Source organism: Pseudomonas pharyngis (assembly GCF_021602345.1).
Lineage (GTDB): Bacteria > Pseudomonadota > Gammaproteobacteria > Pseudomonadales > Pseudomonadaceae > Aquipseudomonas > Aquipseudomonas pharyngis.
On sequence record NZ_BQID01000007.1, the window covers coordinates 162,524 to 185,134 of the forward strand.

Sequence of the window (22,611 nt, forward strand, 5' to 3'; positions counted from 1 at the left end):
TTATCTCCGGGTCGGGTCGAACGTGGCGGGCAACGTGGCCCAGCAGGCGTCGTAAGTGGATTGCAGTTGCGGACAGTCGAGGGCGAAACGGCTTGGGCGCAGCACCTGGCTGGTCTCGAACATGAAGGCCATGGTGTTGTCGATCTTCGCCGGTTTGAGGTCCGCGTTGATGGCTTTGGTGCAAGTCTCGCCGTCCGGGCCGTGGGCGCTCATGCAGCTGTGCAGCGACGCGCCGCCGGGCAGGAAGCCCTCGGCCTTGGCGTCGTACTCGCCCTGGATCAGGCCCATGAATTCGTTCATCAGGTTGCGGTGAAACCACGGTGGACGGAAGGTGTTCTCGGCCACCATCCAGCGCGGCGGGAAGATCACGAAGTCGAGGTTGGCCAGACCGTGGACGCTGGTCGGCGACGTCAGCACGGTGAAGATCGACGGGTCCGGATGATCGAAACTGACGGTGCCGATGGTGTTGAAGCGGCGCAGGTCATATTTGTACGGCACGTTGTTGCCGTGCCAGGCGACCACGTTCAGCGGCGAGTGATTGAGTTCGGTGCCCCACAACTGGCCGAGGAATTTCTGCACCAGGGTGGTCGGTTGTTGCAGGTTTTCGTAGGCGGCGACCGGGGTCAGGAAGTCCCGCGGATTGGCCAGACCGTTGCTGCCGATCGGTCCCAGATCCGGCAGGCGCAGCGGCGCACCGTGGTTCTCGGCGACATAACCGCGCGCTTGCGGATCGAGCAGTTCGACACGGAATTTCAGGCCCCGTGGCAACACGGCGATTTCCAGCGGCGCCACTTCCAGCACACCCAGTTCGGTGGCGATGCGCAGGCGACCCAGTTGCGGCACCAGTAGCAACTCGCCGTCGGCGTTGAAGAACACGCGCTCCATCGAGCGGTTGGCGCAGTAGTGATAGATGCTGATGCCGGCCGGTTTTTCGGCAGCGGAGTTGGCTGCCATGCTCACCAGACCGTCGATAAAATCGGTCGGCTCGGTCGGGATGTCCAGTGGGTTCCAGCGCAGGCGATTGGGGGTGACTTCACCCAACGGGCCGCCCGCCAATTGCCGCTCCAGTTTAACGAATGCCGGGTGATTGGCCGACGGCTGGATCCGGTACATCCAGGTGCGCCGCGCTTCGCTGCGGGTCATGGTGAATGCGGTGCCGGAGAACAGTTCGGTGTACAGACCGTACGGGGCTTTCTGCGGGGAGTTCTGGCCGACGGGCAGCGCGCCGGGCAACGCTTCGGAGCTGAATTCGTTGCCGAAACCGGACTGGTAAGCCAGGGCTGAATCGAGGTTCATGGAGCCTCCTGAACAGGGAGTCGGCATGGCCGGACGCTCTGGATCGGAGGTCTTGGCACGCCGGGGTTATTTTTATCGTAATTCAATTACGCATAACGTAATTTGCTCGCTATCGAGCGTCAAGCTATAAAGACGCCCATTCGTTCCGGGACACGCAGCACCATGGAAAAAACCAGCGACAGCAACGGCAAACAGAAAGTCCGCTCCGCCGAAGTCGGCACCGACATCCTCAAGGCCCTGGCGGAGTTGTCACCGTCCACTTCGCTGTCGCGCCTGGCCGAACATGTGCAGATGCCGGCGAGCAAGGTTCACCGTTATCTGCAGGCCTTGATTGCCTCGGGCTTTGCCGAACAGAACACCGCCACCAACCACTACGGCCTCGGCCGCGAAGCGCTGCGCGTGGGCCTGGCCGCACTCAACAGTATGGACGTGCTGAAAGTCGCCGCCCTGCCGCTGGCCGAGCTGCGCGACGAACTCAACGAAACCTGTTTCCTGGCGGTGTGGGGTAATCAGGGCGCAACCGTGGTGCACATCGAACCGGCGGTGCGCGCGGTGACGGTGGTGACGCAATTGGGGTCGGTGCTGCCGCTGCTCAGTTCCTCCACCGGCCTGGTGTTCGGCGCTTACCTGCCGCACCGGGAAACCGGCGAATTGCGAGAGCAGGAAATCGCAGTCGGCGCTCATCCATTGGCAGACGAAAAAGCCTATGCGGCATTGTGCGAACAGATCCGTGAACGCGGTCTGCATCATGTCCACGGCTTGCTGATGCCCGGCGTCGATGCCCTGTCGGCTCCGGTGTTCAACGCCCTCGGGCAGGTCGCGGCGGTATTGACCATCGTCGGCCCGACATCGTTGTTCCACGCCGACGAAAACGGCCCGGCGGCGCAGCGGTTATTGGCTGCGACGCGGGCCGTGAGTTGGCGGATGGGTTATCAGCCAGATTGACGAGGCAAGGGGTCAGCCGATGATTCGGGTTTTACTGTCCGCGATCACGTAGGGAGAAGCCACGGCGGTGACATAACCAATCCCCACCGGCACCCCGGTCACGGTCGACACGATCTCGGAAATATCCTTGACTCGCGACAGCAGCCCCACCGCCGAAACAGATCCGCCAACGCCTGCCACAATTCCCACATACAAGAGAATGGAGCTTCTCCACGCCGAGGCGAGATGGTTCTTGCCGGCTTTCTCATCTCCCAGACTGTAGGCAACGATGCCCTGGACGATCGAACGTGTGATGCGCACGATGCTGCTCACCAATCCCACCGGCGGGACAAACAGCGAGACAATATCCACCGCAAGCTCGGTGATCACCATGACCGTGTTCCAGAATCGCTCGGCAGGTGTGGTGGTTTGATAGTCAACGTCGCTGAGCACACGGGAAATCATGCTGTCGAATTCGAACTTGAAATGGGTCACGGCATAACTGTTGTTCAACGCAGGGACAGGGAGAGTGCCTGAAGCTTTTTGGCAGCGAATGACAAAGTTCTGTACGACACCCCTATGTTCGAGCCTGGTCAGTGCAATGACGTGATTTCCCAGGTCGGCGTCCTTGAGCCCCAGTGTCAAGGATTCGAGCGGGCGGAAACTCAGCCCGTCCGGAGCCTTCGGAATATAGACCAGCAGCTGCAGCCTCCCTGCCACCCGCCGTCCAAACGTATAAGCGCCCTCGATGCGGCGCCCTTCAAGATTCAGCTCGTAGATACCCTCCTGCGGGGTAGTGCCCGACTTGAACGGTTCCAGTTGATGAGGACGGTCATGATCGAGCCCATCGACCAGTCCCGTCAGCCAGTTGAACTGCTCGGAGGACAGAGAGCCCTGCATCTTCTGGGTCAATGCGGCCCTGAGCATTTCGTTCTGCTTGAGCTTGCAGAACAGCTTCGCCTTGAGATCCAGCGACGGACCGTTGGCGAAACGGTCGACCAGATGCCACTCATACATCATGCCCGGCCGCAAACCGATCAACGATTTGACGACCGTCGCATTCAGATTTCCCAGTGAAGAACCATCCCTGGAGACGAATGCCACCTGATCATCACCAGGCCAAAGCTGCCATTGAATGAAGAGCTGGGTAAGCGTCATCCAGTCCTGCCCTTTCACCTTGACATTAACGCGATCAGGATCGATCAAGGGGTGGTTCGGGTCAGAACGACGCAGGTGACTGTTTAACCGTTCCATCACCTGGTCTCGCGAATAAGAAACCAGCGTGGGGATATTCAGCTCGTCTTTCGACAGTTCGTAGAGCGCCTTGAAATCCGTGTTCACTCGGGTAAGCATCTCGCGATCCCCCGACGCCGCATTCCTGTACCAAACGGGCGTGGCCACCTGTTCCTCAGCGATTTCCCAATCGATGATTTCATGGATAGCCCCCATCAGTGGCCCTTCACCGCGCCCCCGAGTCCACTCGACCAAGGTGACGCGCCCCCACCACCCCGGATGAAACACAGGGCGTGGCTCGACATAAGAGAGCTCGTCTTTCACGAAGGCAGCGCGATCCTTGCTGAAAGCCTGAGCGGTCAGGAACTCACGATCACGTGGCTCGAAACCCCAGGAGATGAACTGTCGTTTCAATCCGGTCAGATCGGAGAATTCGTACCATTGCTGCCCGGTCGGGGCACCCGGCGCATACAGCACATGTAACTGGAGGTCTGGCGCAGCACCCCTTGCACGAAACGCAATCATGTCCTTGAACGGCTTGTAGTCTTGACGAAACGCAACGCCAAACGCTTCGACTCCCGAATCGCCATGCAGATACCGCTGCACCAAATTCTGCCCTTGCGGGCCGATGTGTTTTTGCAGGACGGCGGCGAAGTGGCTGAGCGCAATTTCCTGCCCCAGGACTTCGCGCATGGCTTCGCGAATCCGCGCCTGTGCGAAACGCTGATTGCGCTGATTGGCATATTGCACACGCAGATCAAACTGGCGGATGGCGAGTTCGATATTCGAAGCTGTCAGTCGAGGATTGTTGTGAAAGGCTTCGAGCTTGATCGTGTAGGGAGCCGCCGTGTCATGCACGCCGTACATGAACAACTGAGTCAGGGTTTTACGCTCGACATGTTCAATACGCCGCGTGCCAATGCGCAAAGAATATTCCACTTTTACCCAGACAGTATCAGGGTCCACTCGCCGGGTATCGCCCGCGCTGATGTGGGTTTCGACGACTCCGCGCACGTAGTCCTGAAAAGAAGATACCCCTCCCAAGGCCTCATGCAGGTTCACCTGCCCTCTGAGCAGTTCCTTTTCCAGAGAAGCGAATACTTCCTGATGGTTGGCAGTGGCATCCTTCAACCATTGCGGCCGGGCGTTTCGTTTCATCAGGGCCAGTAGTCTGGCGACCCGTCCCCTGGCAGCGTCGATGACCGCCTGCTGCTGATGGGCGCTCTCGACCGAACGCACGAGAGCAGGCCGATCCCCGCCCGGCACCTGTAACCGGCGAAGAAAGTAAGCAACGTCACGCATTTGTTTATCAAGAAGCTGGGCGGTGAGGGTCTGGAAGATTTCGCCTTGAATGTTCAGGTAACGGATATCCGGAACGCTGCCGACCTGCTCGGCATCTTCCTGTGAAACGCTCCTGAGCAGTTGTGCCCGGGTTTCTGCATTGCCCAGGCGTTGCTGCAACGTTTGATGCATCAAGGCGGGTGTGCGGAATGTTTCCAGGCCGTTCACGCAAGTGTAGAGGACAACCCATTCGTCATCGTCCAGAACCAGTTCGGGGATAGAGCGCCCCGTGAGGTACGTGACAAAGCAGCCGGCCAGCGTTGCGAATCGACCGTTTTCCAGTTGCAGTGAAATACTGTAGGCCGGAGTCAGGGACGTGCCCCTGATGTAAATTGCATAGCTTTCCTCTACCTCCGGCCTGACGCCTTGCATCTGCACCGTTGCGCCAAATTCCTGCCAGAACAGCGCTACATAGACATCCTGCAGCTGAAGACTGCGCGAAGCCAGATCACGCCCCAAGCCGTCCTTCCCCGAAGAAGCCGCCCAGTATTGCGCCAGCAAAGGCGTGTACTTCTGCGCCAGCGATCCCAGCACATTACCGATCAACGAACCGACGGCTACTACATCCAGCCCGTGAATCCGGTCTTCTTCATCCGTGGAGTCAGGCCAATCGTAGACGCCGTACAGACTGGCGTCATAGACGGGCGCATTGCCGGACACCAGGCACTGCATGAACACGTCCATCAACAACCCGGTCGGTTGTGGATTCGCAATCTCTGGACGCCGGGCGGTAATGTACGTTTTGCTGATATAAATATTCGGTGATAACTGTTGAAGTTCTTTTAACACCAGATCCTGCAAAAGCGATTTGAACGACGGTAGTGCACCCAGCAAACCTTCCAGGCCGTACCTGAGTTTATTGATTTCACTCAGATGGTTTTCTGCCGAAAACCTTTCAACTGTATTCATGATAAAACTCCGTTATTACACAGGATAACCAGACGACAAAACATCGTCCAAGCAGTGCAAACAACTTAACCGGAGCAAAACCAATAAAAAACCCACTGTCCATTGCAAGACATTTAAAAGGACCAGACTTAAAAAAAAACAACATACTTATTAACTGACAATTAACAACACAAACCCAGAACTCTCGCGCGCGCCACGGCATGCGTCCGGCGTTCAACGCCCAACTTTGCATGAATTCGCCGGACATGAGTTTTAACGGTATGCAATGAGATGAACAACTTGTCCGCTATTTGTTGATTGGAACTTCCCGCCGCAATCAACCCCAACACTTGCGATTCTCTCAGGCTCAATGAACTTTCATTGTCACCGCCATCAAGAAACGGATGTTCGGGTGATGACCCGGGGCGAATATCCGAAGCGGCTTCGTCAAATTTCATGACCAGACGCTGCAAGTTGAACTGGCAGGCCAACTTGCGCCCCCTGTCGAAATACTGTCGGGCAGAATCCCGATCATTGAGGATCGATGCCACCTCGCTCATTGCCAGCCACTGCTCGGCTTCCAGAACGATCATCCGGCAAGACTGAGCCTGCTCGAGCAGGGACTGCAGCCGCGCCACCGGCTGGTGCGCCTGCTTCAAGCGGGTCTCTGCCAGAATCAGCAAATACTCGATACGCGGGATCAGCTCCAGCGTCGCCGGCGGCGCCTGCCGTCCACGCGGGCCACGATAGTGCCTGAGCACTCGACTCAACGCTTCACGAGCCAGTTCGGGTCGTCCCTGTTGCAACCAGAACTCACTGCTGACCTGCAACAGAACACCGCGATAAACCGTTTCTGGAATTTGCCGCTGCTGCATCAACCGTTCGGCATCGCGCAGGTGCATGAATGCTTGCGAATAATCACTCTGATCAGCGGCCAGTTGCGCCTGACCGAGAAAGCCGTACAGCACGCGCTTGTCAAAGCTGCGCAGGCAGTCGTCGAGCCCCTGCTGAAAGAGTTCGGCAGCCCGCATTGATTGACCCATGCTCAGCGCCAGTCGCCCCCGACGCAAGGCGATACGGCCCAACAGCGGCGTCGGTCGCTCGACGGAGGACGCGAGCATTGCACAAAGATTGGCCAGCAACTCTTCGGCGCGAGCCAACGCGCCCCGTTGCTCCAGCAGTTGGGCGTGATCGAGTTCCAGCAACGCTTCGAACAGCAATGAGCCTTCCGCCCGGGCCAGGCACAGCGCTTCACGATTTATCGAATGAGCCAGTTCCAGCTCACCACACAGCAACGCTTGCTGAGTGCGGCCCGACAGGCATAACAGACGCGCCGTCCAGGCCTGCGGTGACAAGTCGTTCAAGGCTTGCTCGAAATGTTCGCGCGCCTCGTCCATGCGCCCTTGCAAGTGCAACAACCACCCTTGCTGGGCCTGCCATCGGGCGATCAACTGGCGCTGCTCATCCGCCGACCGTGGCGGCAGGAAGCGGGACAGTTGCGCGATGCACTCACCGGCCTGTTCGAAACGCCCGGCGAACAGCAGCGCCGCCGTGATCAACCCGACCAGTTGCGCAGACCCCACTAACAGTTCCTCGCCGCGTTGCTCGTAAAGACGCAACAACAGCACGACCGTCTGCTCCTCGAACAGTTGCTCGAAACTGAAGTGCTGCAACAGGCTCACCGCGACTTCGTACTCTTCAGCCAGCAGCGCCTGTTCAAAGGCGCATTTCCAATGGCGTCCGGCGGTGAACCACTGACAGGCCCGGCGATGCCAGGAACGCCCGGCAGGCCACGGCTCGCTGCGCATCAGGCGCGACAGCGGGGAACAGACTTGCAACCATTCAGACGAGGCCCGCCAGGGTTCGATAAAGCATCCCAGCGTTTGCAGATCGCGCATCCATTGCGCCCCTTCGCCGGCGCCGAACAAGTGGTCGCACAGGCTGGCATTGAACCGCGGCAAATGCGCCAGCACTCTCCAGGCCTCGGCCAGTTCCGGACTCAGACCGCTGAACAGTTCGTGTTGCAGGTAGTCCAGCAAGGTGTCCATGCGTTGCTGCGGCAAAGTCTTTTGCGACCAGTCGCATTTTTGCATCAACAACATCCGCACCCCGGCGCACCAACCGCCGCTGCGCCGAAAGATGCGTCCGGCCACGCTATCGGCCTGGGCCGGGGACAAGTGGCGCAACACCTGTGCGATCTCGTCACGGGTCAGCGCCAACGCCGCGGCTTCACATTCGTACAACGCATCATCGAGCAGCAGGCGCGGCCAGTTGCAGGGCGGACGCCTCCGAGTACCGATCCACCACGTCAGGGCCGGGCTGCTGACCGCCAGCATTCGGTCGAGAAATGCATCCAGCGCAGGCTCCGGGTATCGGCAGTAATCGTCGAGCAATACCCAGGTCGACGAAGTCCGTCGCGACAGTTCATGCAGCAGTGACGTTTCGTCCGATGCGGCCAGCCCCATAGCGTGTGCAAGCCGCTCGCAAAACTCGCCAGTGCCAAGGGACGCGCCTGCCAGCGGCAACCAGCACACGGTGCAATTGACCGGCGCCTGCAGCAGGCATTCGGTGAGCAGCGCGGTCTTGCCGCTGCCGGCTGGCGCACAGATCAGTTTGACCCGCGCCGCTGACTCGAGCAGAGCCGCGCAAAGGCGAGGCCGCGCAAGGTGATGGGAAGACAGTCTCGGGAGAAAATCCGCTCGATCCGGAGCGTGGGTCATGGCGGTCATCGGATACGCCTTTTTATCGTTGTGCGCTCACCCTAGCCCTCTCCCTGCTGCTTGTTGACGAGTATTCAGTACGCTGATTGGCGCCCATAAAAAAGGCGACCGTGCGGTCGCCTTTTGCCTTGCCAATGTATCGAAACCGTTACCGTACGCCCTCGGCGCGCAAGGCCGACGGGGTATAGTCGGCAGCCTTGGCTTCGAAGCCGAATTCGAAGCTGTGCTTCTCTTCGTTCTTCATCCCCAGGGCAATGTAGCGGCCGGCGATGATGTCGTAGAGCGCTTCGAGGGTGTAGGCCTGGGCCTGGTGATCGTAGTAGTACTGAGCATGTCCCTCGGCCACTCGCCACAGCTGTCCGCGACCGTCGTAATGATCGGCCAGCGCCACTTGCCAGCTGTCCTCGTCGATGTACATGTGGCGTTTGGCGTAGATGTGCCGCTCGTTCGGTTTCACCGTACCGACCACTTCCCAGACCCGATGCAGCTCATAACGCGTCAGGTCCTGGTTGATGTGCCCGGCCTTGACGATGTCGTCGTACTTGAGGCTCGGCGAGTCGAGCTTGTAGCTGTTGTACGGAATGTACATTTCCTTCTTGCCGATCAGTTTCCAGTCGTAGCGGTCCGGCGCGCCGGAGAACATGTCGAAGTTGTCCGACGTGCGCAGGCCGTCGGCAGCGGTGCCCGGACCGTCATAGGCAACCTGCGGCGCACGGCGCACCCGGCGCTGACCGGCGTTGTAGATCCACGCCAGACGCGGTTCCTTCACCTGATCGAGAGTCTCGTGCACCAGCAGCACGTTACCGGCCAGACGCGCCGGAGCCGTCACCGACTGCTTGAAGAAAGTCAGGACGTTGGCGGCTTTTTCCGGATCGAGATCCTTCATCAGTTGCGGCACGGCGATCTCTTCGTCGAAGCGGATCGGCGTGTAGCTGCCGTTGGTTTGCGGCGTCACCTGCGTGATGATCCGCCGCAGGTTGCCGCCGTGATAACGGGTGATGTGGTTCCACAACACCTCGACGCCATTTTTGGGAATGGGGAACGCGTAGTAGCGGTTACCGGTGAAATTGGCCAGGCCGTTGCCGTCGTTGATGCTGGTGACGTTGAGCGCGCTGCGTTTGGCCGACTCGTAGATTTCCGGCGGTGCGGCCACGGTGCGATGGGTCGGGTAGACCGGGATCCTGTAGGTTTCGGGGTAGCGCTTGAACATCGCCACCTGGCCGTCGGACAGCTTGTCCTTGTACTTGTCGACGTTGGCGGCAGTAATCGTGAACAACGGTTTTTCGCTGGCAAACGGGTCAGCCAGAAAGCCCTTGCTGTCGACTGCTCCGGCGTTTTTCGGGATACCGCCGGTCCAGGCCGGAATCGAGCCGTCGGCGTTGCCGGCCTTCTCGGCGCCCAGCGGCGTCAGGCTGGTGCCGAGCTTGTTGGCTTCCTCCGGCGACACCGCCGCGATCACATTGGCGGCCAACAGGCTCAGGGCCAGGACACCGCATTGCAGAATCATCTTGCGCATTGCATTCATCCTTCTCGGGCAGATCAGAAGTTCACACCGAAGCTCAGGGCCACGAAGTCACGGTCTTCGAGGGTGTTGTAGTCACCACCGAAAAAGTCGGTGTAACTGAGGCTCGCGGTATAGGTGTTGCGGTAGTCGGCATCGACACCGACGCTGACAGCCTTGGCGCCTTCGTTGAACAGGCCGTTAGGGCCATAACCGGCGACGTCGTGGGACCAGGACAGGTTGGGCTTGAGGTTGATCCCGCCGATCACGTTGGCGTAATCGAGGATCGCCCGGGCGCGATAGCCCCAGGAGGTGGAGGTGACGAAACCGTCGGTGTCGCCGCCGAAACCATACTGGCCGTACACCGAGTCGCGGCCGTAACGCAGCTTGCTGCGCGACTCCAGTCCGCCGACCCGCACCACGGCGGCCTCGCCCACCAGGGTCAGGCGCTCAGCGCCCCAGACCTGATCGAAAAAGTGCGTCAGCGTGCTCTGGATCTGCGTCACTTCCTTGCGTCGGTAGCCCTTGTTGTCGGCCCCCGGCGAGGTAACCAGCGGCGACGCCGTACCGCCGGCAATCGGATTGACCAGCGCCAGGGTCAGGTCGTTGGTGTTGACCTGCACCGGCGCATTGGGCCGATAGCTGATCTCGCCGGTCCAGGCGGTGCCGGTCGGCAACGTGGTGGAGAAACTCGCGCCGTACAGGCGAATGTCTTCCGGGTATTCGAGGTAGTACTGGCCGCGCCCGAGCATCACGCTTTGCGCCAGTCCCGAACCGCTGCCGGGGGCCAGGCGGTTGGCGATCCCGACCATGCCCGGCAGCGCCGCGAGGGTCGACAGACCGGCGGTACTGGTGCCGACGGTCGGCGTGCGGCTGTGGTAGTTCATGAAGTAAAGGCCGTACTCGGTGTCGTCGCCGAGCCAGCGCAACGCCGTGCCCCATTGCCCGGAATCCCGCGCATCGCGATCGCCGCCACGGGGCACGATCACGCCTTCGCGGGTCACCTGAATCGGCTGGCCGAAGGCTGCCGCCAGCGGTGCCAACGGGGCGATCGCCGGGCTGCCGACGGTGTAGCCGTTGTTGCAACCGTCCGCCGCCACGTCGACACCGAAGAAGGTGCCGCAGTTGTCGAGGACGGTCTGATCCCATTCCAGTTGATAGAAGCCCTCGACCGTCAGTTGGTCGGTGAGCCCCTGAGAGGCGAACAGCATGTTCACCGGAATCAGCCCCTCCTTGATCTCCGCACCCGGCCGGCGGAACGCCGAGACGTCGATCGGGTTGATGCTGTTGATCGAGTTGCCGATGAAAGTACTTTCGCCCCAGCTCACCACCTGTTTGCCGGCGCGCACGGTGCCCGGCAGGTCGGCGATGGAATAGTTGTGATAGACGAAGGCGTCGAGGATCTGCGCGCCGGAAGACTTCGCGCCTTCCTTGCGTCCCTTGTCGCTGATCGGTTTGAACTCGCGGTCTTCGTCCTTGAGTTCGAAGTCGTACCAGTACTTGCCGCGCACGAACACACCGGTGTCGCCGTACTTCAGTTCGAGGTCATGGATGCCCTTGAAGATCTTGGAAAAGGTCTCGCCTTTCTTGAAGTTCAAACGCCCGTCATCACCGGTGGAAGACTGGCCGGTTCCGCCGTTGACCGTACCGACCAGCGACTTGTCGGCATCGCGCATGCCCCAGCTCGCACCGACCGACAGCGACGAATCGAAGGTGCCTTCGATTTCCCCGATATTGAAAGCGACCGCGTGCGCCTGGGCACAGCAACCCAAGGCCACCGCAGCGGCAAGCGCCTGCGGCGTGAAGATGGCGCGCATTGTTGTTTTTGTCATGCGTCTTCCCCGGTGAGTGACAGAAGGCCCCACCCTACTGCCGCGCCACGGCGAGGATAAGCGCACCAAGGAGGTATTCGCGCTGTCGCTCGAAAGGATGAATCCCAGCCTGCGACAAGGCTTTGCGCCCGCCATGAACAGGCTGGATGGACCACTATCAATGCAACGGATAATGACCAGGCCAGTGCGCGCCACTGTTACATGCCCCGTAACAGTGCATGTCCGGAATCGCTATTTTTCCCTGAAGCGCCAGCCCTTATTCTGTGCGGGCTTTCACGGCAGACCGCCAGCAAGCACAAAGTCCGCGACCGAGTCGTCGGCAATCGATTTCTGATGGACCGAAGCGTTTTTCGATCCCTCGCCCCGGTGTTCACTGACGTTGATTTGTAGCTCCTTGATCCAACGTCTTACCTTGGCCGCTGCGTTTGCAGCGGCCTTTTTTATGGGCGCTTTTTGACCCCGATAAATGATTGCGTGGCGCTCGCGCTGCTCTGAAGTGCCGTTTCCCTTTTCAGCGCAGGAAAGTTCTTTTAATACGTAAGAAGTTTCCTGAGTCTTTGTATAAGCAATGAAAGTTCACGCTTAAACGCAAGTTACAACCTACACCCTTCTCAGATACCTCTGCGCAAACTCTCCTGTAACTTCAATGGGCAAATACCCATTAGTGATTCGTACGTTTATGTTCTGAAAAACCAACGCACATTCAAAAGGATATGAATATGCAAAGACCACCTCCATTTGAATTGACAGAGCCTGTGTGGACAACCGCTGAAGCACCGTCGCATTTCAACCCCGGCATTTCCACTGTTGATCACAATCGTTATAACGGTCCGTTCGGCACGCCGCGCAGCCCTGCCCGTTATCAGCAGGTGTTGCAGAACTTCATTACCCCGCTGACTCAGGAATACCAGGCGAAGGCTGCACAAATCCCGCAAGCCATTGAAGTCGATCTGGCCGCGACCCGCCTGGAAGAGTCGACCCAGCCGCTGCCGCCCGCTGCCGCGATCAGCCGAGAGCTGGGCGTGCGCAACCGGCTGATCCAGCGCAAGAACGCGCAACTGCAACAGCAGGCACAACTGTCCCACGGCTTCTACGGCAGCGATCCCACCGACAAGACGGTCTACCAGTTCCTGTCCCGGGCCTACGCCGTGGACAAGGTGCTGAGTCCCAACGGACCGGGGATGAACCTGTGGAAGCAATCCTATCGCGCGGCAATGGAAGTCAGATTGCTGACCCAGACGCTGGCGACGCTGCATCAACAACACGTCAACGTGCACAACTGGCTGGCGGCGGTACAGGCCAATGACGCCGCGCAGGCCCAGGCCGCAGAAACTGCACGCCGCGCCGCCGAACAGGCGCGGATCGCCGCAGAACAGCAACGCCAGAAAGCCTTGGCGGAGACGGCGCGGCGCCAACAGGAACAGCAAGAAGTCCAGGCCCGCGAGCAAGCGCGGTTGGCGGCGCTGGCCGAGGCACAACGCAAAGCCGCGGAACAGGCGCGGATTGCCGCCGAAGCCGCTGCGCGCCAGCTGGCTGCTGAACAGGCGCACTTGGAAGCCCTCGCCAAGCAGCAGCGCCATACAGAGGCTGCACGCCAGGCCCGTGACCAGGCACGAGCGGATGCGGGCCAGCGGGTTTATCCAGCGTCTGCCGCGGCGGCCAGCGCCGGGCCGGTGATCGCATTCGCCTCGAACGCAGCGCGCCTGACCCCGTCGACAGCCACAGCGATCCTCACGGTCCTGCGCTCGGCGGTTGTCGGCATCAACGCCTTGGGCGCCTCGCTGCTGGCACCGGTTGCGGTCGGGTTCGCGGCTTTGCTGGCGCCTTCACGTCTGGGCAACGGTGAGCGTTTCAGCGTCAGCGTGCCGCTGGTCGAGTTGTCTTCTGCCACGCCGCAGGCATTACGCGAGATCGCGCAGCGCCAGGGCACATTGCAGATACCGATCGGACTGGGGACAAGAAGGATGGGCGCCGGCGCCGAAGTCTTCGTGGTCAGCGCTGACGACTTTCAGGTACGCAGCGATGTTCCGGTGCTGCGTGCGACCTTCGATTCGCTCAACGGGGTTTACGAGACCGTCCTGCCCGATTTGCCCAACGACATTCTGACCTGGACCCCGGTCATCAGCCCGGGCGACAGCTCCACGCTGCTCCCGAGTGCCGATACCGATCCGCCGACATACAGCGGCGCGCCGATCATGCCGATCGAGGGAAGGCTCGACCTCCACCCGAGCCTGGAGGAGGAATGGGAGCGCTTCGTCATTATCTTTCCGGAGGACTCGGGGGTTGCGCCGCTGTATGTGGTGATCAGCAGTCCGTATGAGGGGGCTTCTGTTAGAGGAATATATAGCGGGCGACTTTTCAATCCAGCTCAAGCAGGTGGACCGATACTTCATCTTGACTGGCGTCAGGCAGTCATCACGGGCACCGGCATTTCCTCGGTTAAACTACACATCGCACGATTTGATCAATCAGATGCGAACAACATCATGATTCATCGACTTGAAAAAATACTGAACGGTCAAATGGCAGCCACCGACACTGATTTACGCTATTACACTCATGAGATTAGGGAACTAGAGAGATTTCGAGCGCTAGGATTGAGTGATGACTTCAAGCCAGACAAAGAATCCCCGATGTGGAACAACGCGCACAGCGCAACATTGGAGGATTTCCAACTGGCGGATCATGAGTCTTTGCTTTACACGGAAGATGCCATAGCGGCAGCAGACAAACAGGACGAAGTGTTTTTCAAAAACCTTTTAAAAGGAGGGCAGCAATGAGCATCGTTGAACAAATTGTCAAAAATGAGCCAGTAGAAGATGTTTTGACTGTGTTCGGCCTCGGCTCAGCTATTCCCTCCCTGGACAGAATGTTTGGCCGATATCGACGTGAAGTCATAGAAAGCGGAGAGTTGCTGGAAACCTACACAAGGCTTTTTGAACTCGGGGTGTTGGCAGTCGGCGAAGGGTCTGTCGCGATTAAAGGCCCCAACTGGTCCCCTCCAAAATTCATGATCGAAAACAGATACACCTGATCGGCAAATCGGCCACCAGGCTCTCACCTGGTGGCCTCTTCGGGTTACAACGAATACTTCTGCAGATTCCCCATCATTTCCTTCAGCGCCTCGATGTTGTCCTTCGGATGTGCCGCGCCTTCGAAATCACAGATCTGCTGCCAGTGCGCCGCGACATCTTCCGGGGAAAACCCGACGCGAGGATCGAACCCGGCACCAAGGCTGCGTTCCCAGCGCACCTTGCCCATCCAGCCGCCGCCGACTTCGAACAGGCCGGAAGTTTCCTGGCACTGTTCGCTGGCCAGGTACACCACCAGCGGGCTGACCAGTTCCGGTTTGAGTTGTTCGAACACTTGCGGCGGGATCAGGCCTTCAGTCATGCGCGTACCGCCGGTGGGGGCGATGGCGTTGACCAGGATGTTGTTCTTGCGGCCTTCGATTGCCAGGGTGCGGGTCAGGCCGTAGAGACCGAGTTTGGCCATGCCGTAGTTGGACTGGCCGAAGTTGCCGTAGATGCCCGAGGTCGACGCGGTAAAGATCACCCGGCCGTAGTTTTGCTCGCGCAGGTGCGGCCACGCGGCGCGAGTCACCTTGTAGGCGCCTTCGACGTGGACGCGGTAGACCAGATCCCAGTCGGCGTCTTCCATTTTGTGGAAGGTCTTGTCGCGCAGGATCCCGGCGTTGTTGACCACCACATCGACTCGGCCGAACACATCGAGCGCGTTCTGCACCAGTTTGTCGCCGTCGGTGACCGAGTCATGGTTGGCTTCGGCGATACCGCCGGCCTCGCGGATTTCCGCTACCACGCGGTCGGCGGCCGAAGCGTTGGCGCCTTCGCCCTGGGTCGAACCGCCGAGGTCGTTGACCAGCACTTTGGCGCCCTGTTTGGCGAACAGCAAAGCGTGAGCGCGTCCCAGGCCGCCACCGGCTCCGGTGACGATCACGACTTTATCTTCGAAACGCACAGACTCATTCATCGGGGCAACTCCAGCAGACCTGAGGGACAGTGTCCCTGAGTGTCAGGCACAGGGCGTGCGGTCACAACGAATACGGCAGGGGCTGAATGGTGCGCGATAAGGCTGGGGGATGATGAAACGTGCCGAGGCGTCAGGCGCCTCGCGCACTAAATCAGGAGCACGCCACCTTGCGCGGCGGCAACACGAAGTGATCGCGAAATTCGAGGTAGTGTTTGAGCACCTGCACCGGCGCTTCGCTTTGCGGGTAATGGCCGATGCCCGGCAACAGCACGGTGTCGGCGTCGGGGATCAGCTCGCGATAACGCTCGACCATGTGCGCCCCGGAAATCGGATCGACTTCGCCATCGATCACCCGCAGCGGTACCTCGCCGCGCTGCATCGCCGCGACCCAGCGATCACGCTGAACCCGGCGCTCGGGAATGTAGTGAATCAGCTTGTGCATGACGCGTTGCCCGCGATTGCATTCGATCAGGCTCCAGAAATCATCCATTTCGCTTTCGCTGGGCCGGGTGTCCGGGCCGAAAATCTGCTGGAAGCTCTTCACCAGCGCATCGCGGGTGAATGCCCGACCGATCATCCAGCCCAGAGGGCTGAGCAGCAGTTTTTGCGCCAGCAGCGGTCGATGGGTTTCCGGGAACAGACCTCCGTTGAGGAACACGCAACTGGCGACCTCGATCAGATCTTCGTAATGCCGGGCCAGCAACTCCTGGGCAACACTGTCACCGTAGTCGTGGGCCAGAATGTGCACCGGTTGTTCGACCGACAGATGCGCCAGCAAGGCCTGTTGCAGATCGGCCTGCTCCAGCAGGCTGTAAATGTGATTCAGCGGCTTTGCCGAGTCGCCGAAGCCGAGCATGTCGCAGGCAATCACCCGGTAGCGCTGGGACAGCGGCTGCCACAGGTAATGCCAGTCCCAACTGGCCGTCGGAAAGCCATGGATCAACAGCAGCGGTTCGCCCTGCCCGGCTGTCCAGTAGCGGATCGGCTGACCACGGAAGACAAACGACTGGCTGCGCTTGCGCCAGGCACTCAGCGGAATCTCGGCGAGAGGCATTAGAGTCTATACCCCGGGTCTTGTTTATCGAGTTTGCGCAGCAGCGCCGGCCAAGCCAGCGCGCCACCCATGCCTTGAGCACTTTTGGTGACGCCGGCGATCATCGCCTTGGCGCCAGCCAGAATCTGCGGTTCGATGGCGATCAGTTCGGCACCGCCGGTCTGCGCCATGACCTGGATGTCGCAGGCGCGCTGGAAGGTGAACATCATCAGGAACGTGTCGGCGATGGTGCCGCCACAGGTCAGCAGACCGTGGTTGTGCAGCATCAGGAAATTGTTGTCGCCCAGATCCGCCTGCAACCGCGCTTTCTCTTCATGGTTGAGCGCCACACCTTCATAGGCGTGAAAGGCCAGGCTCGACAGCACGAACAGCGATTGCTGGCTGATCGGCAACACGCCCTGCTTCTGCGCCGACACCGCGACACCGGAAGCGGTGTGGGTGTGCAGCACGCAAGCCACATCGTGCCGCACTTCGTGCACGGCGCTGTGAATCGTGTAGCCGGCGGGATTAATTTCGTAGGGGCTGTCCATGAGCTTGTTACCGGCCTGGTCGACCTTCACCAGACTGGACGCGGTGATCTCATGGAACATCAGACCGAACGGGTTGATCAGGAAATCTTCGGTGCCGGGCACCTTGGCGGAAATGTGAGTGAAGATCAGATCGTCCCAGCCATGCAGCGCGACCAGACGATAACAGGCGGCCAGATCGACCCGGGTCTGCCATTCCGCGGCACTGACCTGATCTTTGACGTTCACGGACGAAGGGACGGGGGCTACGCTCACTGTATGCACCTCTGCGTTCTTATTGTTTTTGCGTGTGTCAGCAGTCTAGTCAGCCCCGGACGGTCGCGTAGTTGCATTGGCAGCCAGCTTGATGACTGAACGAGTCAGCGACGCAATCTGCTTGGATCCATGTCAAAGCAACGACGCCAACAAAGGCGCGGCGAACAGATTGAGCAGTCCCGTCAGCACCATCACCAGCCCCGCGACCGAGCCCTCTTCGCCGCCCACTTCATGGGCGCGGCTGACGCCCGCACCATGAGCACCCACGCCGAACAATGCACCGCGCGCCAATGGGCTGCGCAGTGGCAGCCACTTGAGCAGCACACCGCCGAGCATGGCGCCGAACACCCCGGTGAACATCACGAACACCGCTGTCAGCTCAGGCACGCCACCGAGGTCCTGCGCCAGCGGCATGGCGAACGGCGTGGTGATCGAGCGCGGCACCAGCGACAGCGTCACCGAACTGTCCAGCGCCAGCGCTTTCGCGAGGCCGAACGACGTGGCAATCGATGCCGCACTGCCGGCCAGCATGCCCAGCAGCAACGCCGACCAATGCCGCACCAGCAATCGCCGCTGTTGCCAGATCGGCACCGCAAACGCCACGGTGACCGGCCCGAGTACCAGCATCAGCCAATGGGTGTTGCTCGAATACTCGGCGTAAGCGGTGTGCAACGGCACGGCAAGCGCGAGCAGCAACGCGGGAACCAGAATCAGTGGCGACAGCACGTAACGTCCGGTCCGCCGATACAGCCAGCGACTGAACAAATAGGCCAGCAAGGTGAACGCCAGCCAAAACATCGGCATCAGCTCAAGCTTCATGGGACCGCCTCAGGCGCACGGCCAGCTCCACGGTGAACGCGGTCACCAGCATCACCATCAGCGTACTGGCTGCGATCACCAACAAGATCCGCCAGCCGTCATCGCGCAGCAACGCGCCGTAATCCAGCAGGCTCATCAGCGCCGGAATGAAGAACAGCAGCATCTCGGCCATCAACAGGCCGGCGCCCATTTGCAGCGCCGCCGGTTTAATCCAGCCGAACGCAAAGCCCAGCAGCAATAACGCCATGCCGATCACGCCGCCGGGAATCGGCCAGGCCAGCCACGCTGCGATCTGGCAGCCGAGCAGGTAAAGAGCGAGCAGCACGGCCAGTTCGGCCAGCAGGCGAGAGAGGTATTTGAGGGTCGAGGCTTTCATCGATGGGCTCCTTTCAGGTGGCTATCTTACGAACCCGGCTACCATCTCCGAAGCGAATTGTTAGACTCAAAGCCATTCCAATCTGGAATCAGGCCATGGAATTCAAACAACTCAGAAGTTTCGTCGAAGTCATGCATCAGGGCGGTTTCACTCAAGCTGCAAAAAACCTGCACATCAGTCAGTCCGCCGTGAGCAAGCAGATCGCCCAGCTCGAACAGAGCCTCGGCACACCGTTGCTCGAACGACTGGGTTCACAGATACGCCTGACTGCCGCCGGCAGCGTGGTGCTGCACCGGGCCGAAGGCATGCTGCGGTTGCGCAATGAATTGCTCAGCGAACTGGATGACCTCAGCCAATTGGCACGCGGCGAGTTACGTCTCGGGTTGCCCTTGCTGGGCAGCGATGCATTGTTTGCCGGGCTGTTTGCCGAATACCGACGGCGCTATCCGAACATCAGCGTGCAGTTGCTTGAGGGTGGCAGCCGCAATATCGAACAGGCGGTGCTCAGCGGCGAGCTGGAGTTGGGTGGCAGTCTGCTGCCGAAGGATCCGCAATTCGACTTTCAGCCATTCTGCGATGAACCGCTGGATGCGCTGTTACCGGTGGATCACCCACTGGCGGCAAAAGGTGAAATCGGTCTGGAGGAGTTGGCCGATACGCCGTTCCTTTTGTATCAGCGCAGTTTCGTGCTCAACGATCGCTTGCTCCAGGCGTGCCAGCAGATGGGCTTCACCCCGAGGGAAGGCGGACGCAGTGGGCAGGCGGATTTTCTTGCGGCGCTGGTCGCCGCCGGACAAGGCGTGGTGCTGCTGCCCAGCGTGGTGGCACGCGGTCTGGTGCGGCCAGGCGTGGTGCGCCTGACCCTGAATGCGCCGGACTACTTGCGCTGGGACATCGCTTTCATCTGGCGCCGGGGCGCCTATCTGTCGAAGGCTGCGCAGGCCTGGCTGGCGCTGTTGCGTGAACGCGGGATCAGCCCTTGAGCGTGGCGATCAACTGTTCCAGCCAAGGCTCGGCGTCGGTTTCCGGGGTGACGCTTTCGCTGGCGTCGATGCGCAGCATGTCCTGCACTTCGCGCACGCCCAGCTCGCCGAACAATTCGCGCAGTTGCTCGCCGCCGCCGCAGAAGGTGTCGCCGTAGCTGGCGTCACCCAGTGCGATCACCCCGCCGGGCAAACCACGCCAGGCTGCCGGCAGTTGATCACGAATGGCCGAATACAACGGTTGCAGGTTGTCCGGCAGTTCGCCCATGCCGGTGGTCGAGGTCACGCCGAGCAAGGCTTCAGGGCCAAACGCCTGGAGATCGGCGAGGCTGGCGCGCGAGTTGTAGAAGGTTTCAAAACCGGCGGCGTTCAACAGGCTCTGAGCGTGGCGAGCGACTTCTTCGGCCGTGCCGTACACCGAGCCGGAGAGGATGGCGACTTTCATCAATCTGATCCTGAAACTGAAAAAAAGAGCGGCGATAGTAACAGCCAGCGGCGCTCTGTTGCGATTGGCTCTCGATAAGGGCTGGTGGCCAGTAGACAGCGCCGGTCGATCTTCTAGAATGCCTGCCATCGAACTCCTTGTAAGGCTTCATAGATGATCAATGCCAGTCTCCTGCAAATGGTGATCAACGCGTCGAACGATGGAATCGTGGTGGCAGAAAAAGAAGGTGATCAGGACAACATCCTGATCTACGTGAATCCGGCTTTCGAAAAACTGACCGGCTACACCAGCGAAGAAATTCTCTATCAGGACTGCCGTTTTCTGCAGGCCGGGGATCGCGACCAGGCCGGTTTAGGGGTGATTCGCGAGGCGCTGAAGAACGGTGGTTCCTGCCGCGAAATCCTGCGCAACTACCGCAAGGACGGCACGCCGTTCTGGAACGAACTGTCTCTTTCGACGGTAAAAAATGCCGACGACGGGCAGACCTACTTCGTAGGTGTGCAAAAGGACGTTACGGTTCAGGTCAAGGCGCAGCAGCGGGTGGCGCAACTGGAAGCCCAGGTTGCGGCACTGGAAGCAGAAATTGCTGCCTTGAAAGCGACGAACGGCGAAAACAAAACAACGAACTAATTGTCATTAACTACAATCACCAATGACTTTGTAATTATTCATTTCGAGTTAGCCATGCAGCGTGACGCCCTCCTGACCCAGGATGAGCTGGATTTCATCCAGACCATGCAACACAACCCGCAACTCAATGTACGGGATGCGACGTCGAGCCTGCTGGTCAATGGTGGTTCACAGATCCGTGATTTGCTCACGCGTCTGGCGGCCCATGAGCAAGTCACCATCCAGGCTAACTTCGAAAATCAGCAGATGACTTTCCCGCTGCATCTGGTGGAAGACGAATTCCACGCCCTGCATCTGCGTCTTGGGGTGCCGAGCATTTATGAAGACGGGCCGATGGTGCGTCCATGGCGCCTGACCCTGGAAGAGCCGGTGGCACTGGAAAACGCCAAGGGCCAGCCAGGTACGCTGTGGGTTCACGAGGTTTCGCACAAGGGTGTGCTGCTGGAAGTGCGCAACAAGACCAAGCCGCCGAAGCACTTTGCCTTGTGGTTCAGCCCGTCGGGCTATGAGCGGATTGCCCTGCGCGGGACGTTCGAACGGGAAACCGAAAGCGGCTTTTATGCTTACGAGCTAAGCCAGAGCGATGCCGATGAAACCGAGCGTCTGCGCCAGTTCATCCTGCAACAGCATCGCCTGACCCACCCTGCCCTGCACACCTGATTCTCAGGTATCCAGCGTCCCTGCGAGGAACTGATTCATGCGCTGGCGCATGGTCGAACCTTCATTGCCCAGACAGCCGACCGATGATCCCGCCAGGCTGTCCTGTGCCAGATCGGCCGCATCCCCCGCCAGCATCAACTGACAATCAAGACTCAGCGCCAGACGATTCAGCCGACGCGGCAGCTCGGGTGCCGGGGCGTGATTGGAAAACAGCACCAGCGCCTCGGGCTTGATCTTCTCGCACACCAGCGTCAGCTCATCGAACGGTTGACCGGTGGTGAGCACACGAACCCCCGCGTCATTGCCGCTGAGAAACAGCGCTGCCACCAACAACTCAAGCTCGCGACACTGACCGGCCAGCGCGCTGACGATCACCTTGCGCGGTTGCGAGCCCCGCAGCACGACGATGCGCTGCAGCACTTTCGCTCGCAAAAAACCATCGAAGAACAGCCACTCGCTGGTTTGTCCGAACGCATCCTGACGCTGGAGCATTTGCAGCCACAGCGGCATCAGAATGTCTTGAAACACGACAGGCAAGGCATAGGTGGAGAAAATCTGACCGTAGACCCGATCAAGCAACTGATCGTCAAACGAACTGACTGCCTGCCGAACCTGTTCCTGCCACTGGAGATAGTCCGCCTGCACCAGATCATCGGGAATGAAGTGGGCCAGCACTTTCATTGGCTCGGTCTTGGCCAGGATCTTGCCGACCTTGCTCACCGAAACGCCCCGATCAATCCAGTCGACGATGCTGCGAACGCGCTCGATATCGGTCATCGAGTACAGGCGATGCCCACTCTCGGTGCGCGTTGGCTGGATCAATCCGTATCGTCGCTCCCATGCGCGCAACGTCACCGGGTTCACGCCGGTCAGGCGCGCCACTTCACGTATAGGAAAAAGCTCCTCGCGATCCAGCGCTACGGATGCCTGCGAAGCAGGACGAACGTCTGTAATGACAGGCATTTGTGCGGACACGTCCTTGTTGGAAGAGTTTGTGGGCGAAGTTGGATCCATTCTACTCCTGATGCCCCCGAACGGTTCAAGCGATCAAATGGAACGAAAGTATCGGGTTCGTCACGAAAATAAGGAATAATCCTTGCTTGTCAAAGAACGCAGCCCTCTACCCCGGCGCTGCGT

General features: G+C 59.8%; 18 protein-coding genes. 6 read left to right on the forward strand and 12 right to left on the reverse strand.

The genetic code is table 11. From position 1 onward, the window contains the following. Positions 1-1,296 carry a homogentisate 1,2-dioxygenase gene (gene hmgA / locus L6D74_RS16205; RefSeq protein WP_236189788.1) on the reverse strand — a complete coding sequence of 432 codons (1,296 nt, stop codon included), beginning with the start codon at positions 1,294-1,296 and terminating at the stop codon, positions 1-3. Positions 1,297-1,458: 162 nt separating this feature from the next. Here hmgA and L6D74_RS16210 point away from each other — a divergent pair, with 162 nt between their 5' ends. Next, a complete protein-coding gene (locus tag L6D74_RS16210) occupies positions 1,459-2,241 on the forward strand; it encodes an IclR family transcriptional regulator (protein ID WP_236189789.1) in 783 nt (260 codons plus the stop codon). A gap of 12 nt (positions 2,242-2,253) precedes the next feature. Here L6D74_RS16210 and L6D74_RS16215 read toward each other — a convergent pair whose 3' ends face one another. The 4 genes from L6D74_RS16215 to L6D74_RS16230 all read right to left on the reverse strand — a co-directional run bounded on the left by L6D74_RS16215 (position 2,254) and on the right by L6D74_RS16230 (position 11,735). Then, positions 2,254-5,703, reverse strand: a complete 3,450-nt coding sequence (locus L6D74_RS16215) for a dermonecrotic toxin domain-containing protein (RefSeq protein WP_236189790.1) — start codon at positions 5,701-5,703, stop codon at positions 2,254-2,256. Positions 5,704-5,864: 161 nt separating this feature from the next. Continuing rightward, entirely contained in the window at positions 5,865-8,411 is a 2,547-nt protein-coding gene (locus tag L6D74_RS16220; RefSeq protein ID WP_236189791.1) for a LuxR C-terminal-related transcriptional regulator, read from the reverse strand. Between the two features lie 139 nt (positions 8,412-8,550). Further along, on the reverse strand, positions 8,551-9,918 hold the full coding sequence (locus L6D74_RS16225; protein WP_236189792.1) for a DUF1329 domain-containing protein: 1,368 nt from the start codon (positions 9,916-9,918) through the stop codon (positions 8,551-8,553). Positions 9,919-9,941: 23 nt separating this feature from the next. Then, positions 9,942-11,735, reverse strand: coding sequence for a DUF1302 domain-containing protein (locus L6D74_RS16230; RefSeq protein WP_221398734.1), 1,794 nt, complete (start codon positions 11,733-11,735; stop codon positions 9,942-9,944). 719 nt (positions 11,736-12,454) lie between these two features. Between L6D74_RS16230 and L6D74_RS16235 the strand changes: the two genes are divergently transcribed. Next, entirely contained in the window at positions 12,455-14,515 is a 2,061-nt protein-coding gene (locus tag L6D74_RS16235) for an S-type pyocin domain-containing protein (protein WP_236189793.1), read from the forward strand. Further along, positions 14,512-14,769, forward strand: coding sequence for a hypothetical protein (locus L6D74_RS16240; protein WP_064593445.1), 258 nt, complete (start codon positions 14,512-14,514; stop codon positions 14,767-14,769). The genes L6D74_RS16235 and L6D74_RS16240 overlap by 4 nt, the downstream gene beginning before the upstream one ends. A 44-nt stretch (positions 14,770-14,813) precedes the next feature. Here the strand turns inward: L6D74_RS16240 and L6D74_RS16245 are convergent, their stop codons facing one another. The 5 genes from L6D74_RS16245 to L6D74_RS16265 all read right to left on the reverse strand — a co-directional run bounded on the left by L6D74_RS16245 (position 14,814) and on the right by L6D74_RS16265 (position 18,756). Continuing rightward, on the reverse strand, positions 14,814-15,725 hold the full coding sequence (locus L6D74_RS16245) for an SDR family oxidoreductase (protein ID WP_011332507.1): 912 nt from the start codon (positions 15,723-15,725) through the stop codon (positions 14,814-14,816). Positions 15,726-15,876: 151 nt separating this feature from the next. After that, positions 15,877-16,779, reverse strand: a complete 903-nt coding sequence (locus tag L6D74_RS16250; RefSeq protein ID WP_236189794.1) for an alpha/beta fold hydrolase — start codon at positions 16,777-16,779, stop codon at positions 15,877-15,879. Beyond that, on the reverse strand, positions 16,779-17,561 hold the full coding sequence (locus L6D74_RS16255) for a class II aldolase/adducin family protein (RefSeq protein ID WP_039769359.1): 783 nt from the start codon (positions 17,559-17,561) through the stop codon (positions 16,779-16,781). Before L6D74_RS16255 ends, L6D74_RS16250 begins: the two co-directional genes overlap by 1 nt. A gap of 132 nt (positions 17,562-17,693) precedes the next feature. Further along, positions 17,694-18,380, reverse strand: coding sequence for an LrgB family protein (locus tag L6D74_RS16260; protein WP_064593437.1), 687 nt, complete (start codon positions 18,378-18,380; stop codon positions 17,694-17,696). Continuing rightward, entirely contained in the window at positions 18,370-18,756 is a 387-nt protein-coding gene (locus tag L6D74_RS16265) for a CidA/LrgA family protein (protein WP_236189795.1), read from the reverse strand. The genes L6D74_RS16260 and L6D74_RS16265 overlap by 11 nt, the downstream gene beginning before the upstream one ends. A 95-nt stretch (positions 18,757-18,851) precedes the next feature. On the opposite strand from L6D74_RS16265, the gene L6D74_RS16270 reads away from it, so the two are divergent. Then, positions 18,852-19,739, forward strand: coding sequence for a LysR family transcriptional regulator (locus L6D74_RS16270; RefSeq protein WP_064593432.1), 888 nt, complete (start codon positions 18,852-18,854; stop codon positions 19,737-19,739). On the opposite strand, the gene L6D74_RS16275 is transcribed toward L6D74_RS16270, so the two are convergent. Further along, positions 19,729-20,184 carry a flavodoxin gene (locus L6D74_RS16275; protein ID WP_064593430.1) on the reverse strand — a complete coding sequence of 152 codons (456 nt, stop codon included), beginning with the start codon at positions 20,182-20,184 and terminating at the stop codon, positions 19,729-19,731. The two genes, L6D74_RS16270 and L6D74_RS16275, sit on opposite strands and share 11 nt — an antisense overlap. Before the next feature lie 153 nt (positions 20,185-20,337). Between L6D74_RS16275 and L6D74_RS16280 the strand changes: the two genes are divergently transcribed. Together L6D74_RS16280 and L6D74_RS16285 are read left to right on the forward strand one after the other, a co-directional pair. Then, positions 20,338-20,814 (forward strand): PAS domain-containing protein, encoded by a 477-nt coding sequence (locus L6D74_RS16280; RefSeq protein ID WP_236189796.1) that lies wholly within the window; start codon positions 20,338-20,340, stop codon positions 20,812-20,814. Positions 20,815-20,868: 54 nt separating this feature from the next. Further along, the gene (locus L6D74_RS16285; RefSeq protein WP_039769347.1) at positions 20,869-21,474 is read left to right on the forward strand and encodes a hypothetical protein; all 606 of its coding nucleotides are present in this window, start codon (positions 20,869-20,871) and stop codon (positions 21,472-21,474) included. 3 nt (positions 21,475-21,477) lie between these two features. On the opposite strand, the gene L6D74_RS16290 is transcribed toward L6D74_RS16285, so the two are convergent. Then, on the reverse strand, positions 21,478-22,437 hold the full coding sequence (locus L6D74_RS16290) for a MerR family transcriptional regulator (protein ID WP_064593425.1): 960 nt from the start codon (positions 22,435-22,437) through the stop codon (positions 21,478-21,480). Positions 22,438-22,611 lie beyond the last annotated feature (174 nt).